The sequence below is a fragment of the Blautia sp. MSK18_10 genome (assembly GCF_020553185.1).
GTDB classification, from domain to species: domain Bacteria; phylum Bacillota; class Clostridia; order Lachnospirales; family Lachnospiraceae; genus Blautia_A; species Blautia_A wexlerae.
On record NZ_JAJCGT010000074.1, the window covers coordinates 1 to 6,076 of the forward strand.

At 38.5% G+C, this 6,076-nt stretch carries 5 protein-coding genes and 1 pseudogene; all 6 read right to left on the reverse strand.

From position 1 onward, the window contains the following. A partial coding sequence (locus LI074_RS16425; RefSeq protein ID WP_226839775.1) for a carbohydrate-binding domain-containing protein occupies nt 1–2,773 on the reverse strand: 2,773 nt, incomplete at its 3' end. Between the two features lie 19 nt (nt 2,774–2,792). Continuing rightward, entirely contained in the window at nt 2,793–2,972 is a 180-nt protein-coding gene (locus tag LI074_RS16430) for a hypothetical protein (RefSeq protein ID WP_226839776.1), read from the reverse strand. Nucleotides 2,973–3,561: 589 nt separating this feature from the next. Continuing rightward, the gene (locus tag LI074_RS16435) at nt 3,562–4,470 is read right to left on the reverse strand and encodes an Abi family protein (RefSeq protein ID WP_008707599.1); all 909 of its coding nucleotides are present in this window, start codon (nt 4,468–4,470) and stop codon (nt 3,562–3,564) included. A gap of 292 nt (nt 4,471–4,762) precedes the next feature. Next, entirely contained in the window at nt 4,763–4,873 is a 111-nt protein-coding gene (locus tag LI074_RS18250; protein WP_243101548.1) for a hypothetical protein, read from the reverse strand. Nucleotides 4,874–4,948: 75 nt separating this feature from the next. Then, the gene (locus tag LI074_RS16445; RefSeq protein WP_020993674.1) at nt 4,949–5,272 is read right to left on the reverse strand and encodes a hypothetical protein; all 324 of its coding nucleotides are present in this window, start codon (nt 5,270–5,272) and stop codon (nt 4,949–4,951) included. A 265-nt stretch (nt 5,273–5,537) separates the two neighbouring features. Further along, nucleotides 5,538–6,076 (reverse strand): annotated as a pseudogene (locus tag LI074_RS16450) (hypothetical protein); the annotation flags it as partial.

Genomic DNA, 6,076 nt, shown 5'->3' on the forward strand with positions numbered 1-6,076 from the left:
GATTTGCCATAAGTCCTGCACAGGAAGCATCTGCCTTTACAGAAAGCACAGCCGGGAAATCGAAAGCTCCGTTTCTTCCGAGATGGAAACCGAAATCATTCTGATTTGTGGATATCAGGCTGTATAATGCTGCCGGAATATATTCTTCTGTATTTGTAACAGAAAGATCTATATCCGCAGGTGTTTCTGCTGTAATGGAAGTACCGTTGATCTTCCAGATGAAACCATTCTCCATATCGAGATTCAGGGAAATATCTTTGCCTTTTATTTCGGATAAAACAGTGGCAGGAAGTACCTTGGCACCATTCAGGGTAATGGAAATGGTATCTTTTTCTTTGGAAGTCTTGATCAGACCGTTGACAGCATCCCAGCCTTTCTTCTGGAAACTTCCCTCAATATAAGGTTCCCCGTCACCAAGTTTTCCGAGGTTTTTTGTATCCTGATGTTTGCATCGTTTACAGGTGTAAGTTATGATTCCGTCGGTTTCGGCAGTTGGTTCTGTAGTGATAACACCGTTATCATAGTCATGGCCGTATGCGGAAATCGTGGAGCCGTAATAGATGGTTCTCTCGCAGTCGTTACAATAGGTATCTCCGCTGTAACCGTTGGAAGTACAGGATGGAGAGGAGTAGTAGCATCCCACGGTATTTTTGTGTTCACATTCCTTTCTGATGATTGTGTAAGTGAAAGTTTCTTTTTCGTAATTTCCCTTATCACTGCCATTGTAAATTGCGGTAGCAGAATTATTTCCAACCTGTAAATCATTATTTGCATCGTTTGCCTGCCAATTCCAGTTTTGAGGAAGAGAATTAGGATCAATATCTTTTACTTTCTTACAGGACCATGGAACGGAGATTGTGTCTATTGATGGAAAATTTGGTGTTGAGGTTGCTCGCTTGATGATTGCTTGATATTCTTGTGAAGTCCAGGTATCATCATTGGAATTGGAATTGAAATTGGATATCCGTATAAAAATTTTAGTATTTTCTGCTTCCCTTACCGTACTTACAGTAGGAATATTATCGTTAGAATTCAAAATATACCATGTTTGTCCATTATCAACACTGTATTCAATAATACTATTTGGTGGAATTGTACTTTCTTCAATACTGATAACTGGATGAGGATTTCCATCATACTCATCTTTATATGTAGTAATTGTAGGGGTAAGATTAATAGCAAATTTCCAATTGTCGTTTGTTAAATAACCAGAATATGCATTGTAAAAATCGCCCTCTTCTACAGCAGTAATCTTTACAATATAAGTACCAACATCTTTAGGCTCGTTTATCTCGGCTTGCAAATTATCTTCCTTGAAATATTTTACAGTGAAGTTTCCTACACCTTTAATGTTGTTCTTCGTAGTGATGTTAGGAGAGTGTGTGTTTCCATCATAAGTAAACTCAGAACCGTTAAATTCAAAAATATCACTGGTAACATCACGTTTACCTTCACTAAATGTCCCTGAATTTGAATTAAAGATATAACTTTTAGTCTCTTTTTCAACAGTTATAAGATGATCTTCTCCGGTTAGCCATGCATATAGATTTGTATTCGTAGATTCAACCGCTTTATGATTAGATGGTTCCCAGACTTTATTATCTATAGCTACTGATTTAGTTTTTGTATTAGGAATAACGCAGAGATACACTTCAGGGCTTTTAGGGTCGTAGCTACCAGAGCTATCCAAATTCTGGTGAGGAGTGCAACCAACTTGTGCATTTACAGAACCGCCACTAATGGTAATATTATTGCAAGATCCGTAAAGGCCGCCACCAATTCCGGCACCACTCGTGGAACTAGCAGTTACAGAACCACTTTTAATAGTAATATTATTGCAAGATCCGTAATTGCCGCTACCAATTCCGGCACCATGCATAGATTTAGCATTTACGGAACCACTATTAATGGTAATATTATTGCAAGATCCGTGATGGCCGCCACCAATTCCGGCACCATTCATAGATTTAGCATTTACGGAACCACTTTTAATGGTAATATTATCGCAAGATCCCTGATGGCCGCTACCGATTCCAGCACCAAACTTAGATTTAGCATCTACAAAACCACTATTAATGGTAATATTCTTGCAAGATCCGTAATTGCCGCTACCAATTCCGGCACCATACCCACTCCCATCACTACTAGCTTTTAAGATTCCTGTAGTAGTGTCTGAAGCATTGGTTATTATAAGCTGAGCTTCGTTATCTTTCTGTAAACCAGCAGAGCTTTGATTAGTTGTTGTAAGGTTATTTATGCCTGTTAAATAGATAGTAACTGTAGCTTTAACATTATTATTTATTTGCAGTGCCGAACCAGCAGATGTTTTGATATTTACGTTATCAAGATAAATGTTGATGTTGTCTTGCTCTGAAGTATTCGTTCCATCAACCACAATTCTATTTGACGTTTCCGGACTTTTCTTGCATGTGAATTTGTAATCTTCTGCTATATTTATGGTATAAACTCCGTCCGTAACATTAGCATCCTCAGTTAAATCAATTACTCCATTTTGTGCATTTTCCGTAGCAGCCATTGCCTCATCGGGGGTATCGTTAAATTCAGGAGCCTCCTCCGAACTGAATACAAACAAGTCCTCATTTGTCTCTCCTGCTGCTTCCTGCTCCTCATTGGTAAAAATCTCTGGAGTATCTTCCTCAGACACTACATCCGGATTTCCTGAAGTAAATTCCCCCGCAAATATGGTCTGGGGGGGCATATTGGTGGAACACAGTGCAAGCGCCAGAATCCCGGCTAATAACTTTTTCTTCATACGTTCACCTCTCCTTTCTTTATACATGATCTTCTGCGTCTTGACTCTTTTGTTCTCTTTTTCTGAATTTGATACATAATGCGGTAATCACAACTGCCACAGTAAAGGAAATGACAGCCACCAACACATAGCCGCCTGCGCCCTCATGCAGCAGAATTGTGCCGTACATTCCCGTGGCGTTTATTGGCCGGCTTTGCATGATCCCCATTGCCCCCACAAGGGACAGGAACAGCACAGGGCACACAGAACGGACAGACGGCAGACTGTGCGCCGCTCCTGGCGGCAGTGGTATTCATGCATTCGCTTTTTTACCAATTCGATACTCTTTTCTGTATCGTACATGCCTCCAACCTCCTTCCCCAAAAACAGTGTTAAAAGTCTTTCACTTATATAGGTACAAAAAAAGCGAAAAACTCTCACCCGAAAATCAAATTTTTCAAAAAAAATTTGAGAGCTGCCGAAACAGCTCCCAAAAGAGAAAAAAACAGGTTATATTATTGTATCGAACTGCGGAAGATCAAACCAGCAATAGGGAGCGGAAATGGAATAGCCTACCCACTGCTTGTTGCTTTTTGCAATTGAAGCAGGGGACTTACTTGATTCGGTTAAATATCGAAAAATGCTACCATATAGAGAGGTAATGTAATGATACCCTCTTAAAATTCGGTTTGTTTCCAATCATAAAAAATGGCGAAGTGCTTATCGTAACACTCCGCCGAAGGCCTAACCGGTTTGAGCAAAAAAGCTTGGGTAGGTCTGCTTTACTATTTTATGCCTTCCTGCTGCATTTATACACTTAAGTGTGCCTTCCAATCCGCCGGAAGATTCATTGCTGTAAGACTGACTACATCAATATTATTTTGAATCAGCTTATCGAAAGCAGCTACAAATGTCACCCACTCCTCATCGGATGAGCGCAGATACTTCATCGCCAGTAAGATTTGATACAAACCATTATGTGCTGGCGATGGCACAACCTTATCTACATCCAGAATTTCCGGTGTCGTATGTATTGTGCGATTATAAATTCTGGAATTATGAGCACACATATTGCGCAATACTGAAACGCTCTGTATCCATGAAGCAAGCATTTTCTGTGATGGTTTTACCAAATTTCCTTTTTTTGATTTATACTGGTAGTTTAACGCCAAGATAGAATATGAACTTCCAGTGCCTGTTTTCAAATTCTTAATTATCTTCGATAGCGTACCAAATGAAAGAACTTCAACAGCTGCCCATACAGGCACCTCTCCATCATGATTATCAAAATTATGTTTTATAAACACATCATTAGATCGAGCAATTTCTGATGCTACAGTAGACATATTCTGCCAATATCGTTTTTTCTCTTTGAAAATTGATGAATCTTGCAAAACAAGTGGTTCTCCGTGCACAAGTAATGATTCCACCAATCGCACTCTCAAAGCAACCTCAATCTTAGAAATCATTGAAAAAATCAAAGCAGATAATTCCTGATCAAATTGATACAATTTTATAATATCTTTAAACTTTGTTCCCGCAACATACTTCTTTGTAGTATTATCATATAAATGAAACGAGTAGCCTCTCAAACGATAAAACCCAATTGTCTTTAATACCTTCTCTACATCTTCATAAGATGTAATCTCCATTCCTGCATCTACATAAGATTGCACTTGTTGTTCTATTGTTAATATTTGTTTTGGATATTGATACATAAAACACCCCATAAATGAAAAAGTCCCACCGGGTTGCGCATGAAAAATCAGAGGCGTGGTGGGTTCTGTTAATATTATTATACAGTTTCCGATGTTACTGTCAAGCTTTCTTTTGTAAAAATCGGCAACTTTCCATTGTTTTTTTGAGATTATGCCTATTTTGACATGGGGTATCCCAATGTCAGGTCTCTGCAGATAATAATGATGATACACCTGTCAAATATTCATAGTTACTGATATACGTACCTATTATATAATATGAATTCCTGCGGTTCCTATTTTCTCATACTCTTTACATTTTATTTTTTGTTGGCATCAGAACAAATTCCAGCTTTAATTGCATCCCTAATCCCTGTGCAAGTTTTTTCACTATACTCAGGCTGGGATTTCTTGTTCCGTTCATAATCTGCTTTATACTTCTTTGCCAGTTCTTTTTCTGCCTTTGGTGTCTTCTGCGATTTTTTTATAAATCCATTGGTCAGTACTGCCTTCTTGCCCGCCTCATAGCAAGCTCCATCTCATATATATTTGTTTCATTGTAGAGTTTTTCTTTTTGCCCGCCAAGCTTGATCGTCCGCAAATAAGATAACCGGGTATTTTGCGTATTTTTAATATAACTAGATTTTATATAGCAATTCTCGGGGTTCACAGTCGTATAAAGCAAAGAATCGTTTTCAAGGATCTCCAATGGGCGTAAGTTATGTGATGTAAAAATCAATTGTCCCTTAGCTTTATCCTGCATAACTTCCAGGCATTCTCCCAGTAAATACTCATAAATACCAGAATCCAGCTCGTCTATCACAAGGCAATAAGACTCCCTGTTATAGCAGGCAAGTGAATTACTGCAAATAGAAATCAGCTTTTTTATTCCTGCGGATTCATATAATAAACTTTAAAGAAAAAGGGAATATGGCAAAAACAGGATTGAGCAGAATAAACTCAATCCTGTTTTTGATGTTAAATATTATAATCCTATGATTTCCTAATATCTCAATATTTCTTATTTCTTTTGCAGAAAACAGAATCAGAACAATCTTTACAGTAGAAATATTTGTAAGAAACAGAAGCTATTTCTTTGTCTTGAATTTCTTCATTGTGGAGTATGGACTGTAAGCTCTGGATTTGTCTTTGGAGGTTTGGTTCCATGCCCGTATGGTCACATACCAGGTGCCTTTCTTTACGTTTGTAAAGGTTACAGTTACGGTGTTTTTGCCTTCTGTACGTTTCAGATATTTCTTAACCGGATATTTCTCACCTGCGGAGGTTTTGTATTTGTTTCCGAGCAGGATTTCATAACCTGTGGCATTTTTGCATTTTGTGTAAGTAACAGTCACAGTGTTTCCTTTTACAGTGATATTCTTGATCTTTGGCTGTTGTGGTGTAACAACAGTGATCTTGATCTTCTTGATCTTTGTCCAGGAACCATAGACCTTATTGCCCTGTTCATCCAGAACCCAGCTTCGGGCCGCTACATACCAGGTACCCTTTGCCAGATATCTGAAAGATGCCTGTGGCTTGCCAGTTGAGGAAACTTTTTTGCTGAACTTTCCTGTCTGGAGCATATTTGATTTCTTACTGATCACGAAGTCATAACCCTGAGCACCTG

Bases quoted from the DNA above. Each gene is read 5' to 3' on its own strand.
- LI074_RS18250 (WP_243101548.1), bottom strand. From the start codon at position 4,873: ATGAACGGAACAAGAAATCCCAGCCTGAGTATAGTGAAAAAACTTGCA.
- LI074_RS16430 (WP_226839776.1), bottom strand. From the start codon at position 2,972: ATGCAAAGCCGGCCAATAAACGCCACGGGAATGTACGGCACAATTCTG.
- LI074_RS16435 (WP_008707599.1), bottom strand. From the start codon at position 4,470: ATGTATCAATATCCAAAACAAATATTAACAATAGAACAACAAGTGCAA.